Origin of the sequence: Mesorhizobium sp. M5C.F.Ca.IN.020.32.2.1, from assembly GCF_004023105.1 — a bacterium.
Classification (GTDB): domain Bacteria; phylum Pseudomonadota; class Alphaproteobacteria; order Rhizobiales; family Rhizobiaceae; genus Mesorhizobium; species Mesorhizobium wenxiniae.
The window spans coordinates 1-712 of the sequence record NZ_RZSX01001506.1 but is presented as its reverse complement, the minus strand read 5'-3'; the positions used below and the strand labels follow the sequence as shown (position 1 = coordinate 712).

The window sequence follows — 712 nt, the reverse complement described above, 5'->3', positions numbered from 1 at the left end:
CTTCGCCTTGATGGCGCTGACGGCATTCGCCATGAAGATGTCGGAAGACTATTCGGGCCTGTTTTTCGGCACCTGGTTCGTCGTCGGCTTCATGCTGATCTTCGGCCTGAGGCTGCTGATGTCGAAGCTGATCCGGCGCTGGGCGCGCGACGGGCGCATGGAGCGCCGCGCCGTCATCGTCGGCGGCGGCACGGCGGCGGAAGTCCTGATCCGCTCCGTCGAAAAGCAGCCCTACAACGACATTCGTATCTGCGGCATCTTCGACGACCGCGGCGACAAGCGCTCGCCACCCATCGTCGCCGGCTATCCGAAGCTCGGCACCGTTTCCGAGCTCATCGAGTTCGCCCGCATCGCCCGCATCGACATGCTGATCGTGTCGCTGCCGCTGACCGCCGAATCGCGCGTCCTGCAGCTTTTGAAGAAGCTGTGGGTGCTGCCGGTCGATATCCGGCTCTCGGCGCATTCGAACGCACTGCAATTTCGGCCGCGCGCCTATTCCTACATCGGCTCGGTGCCGATGCTCGATATCTTCGACAAGCCGATCAACGACTGGGATTCGGTCGCCAAGCGCGCCTTCGACATCGTCTTCTCGATCGTCGGCATCATCGTGTTCTTGCCAGTCATGCTGGTGACCGCGATCGCCATCAAGCTCGACAGCAAGGGACCGGTGCTGTTCCACCAGAAGCGGCATGGCTTCAACAACGAGATCATC

At 61.9% G+C, this 712-nt stretch carries 1 protein-coding gene; it reads left to right on the top strand.

Features of this window, described 5'->3' with window-relative positions; translation table 11 throughout:
- On the top strand, positions 1 to 712 hold a 712-nt coding region (locus EOA86_RS37115; protein ID WP_206630276.1), incomplete at both ends, for a sugar transferase.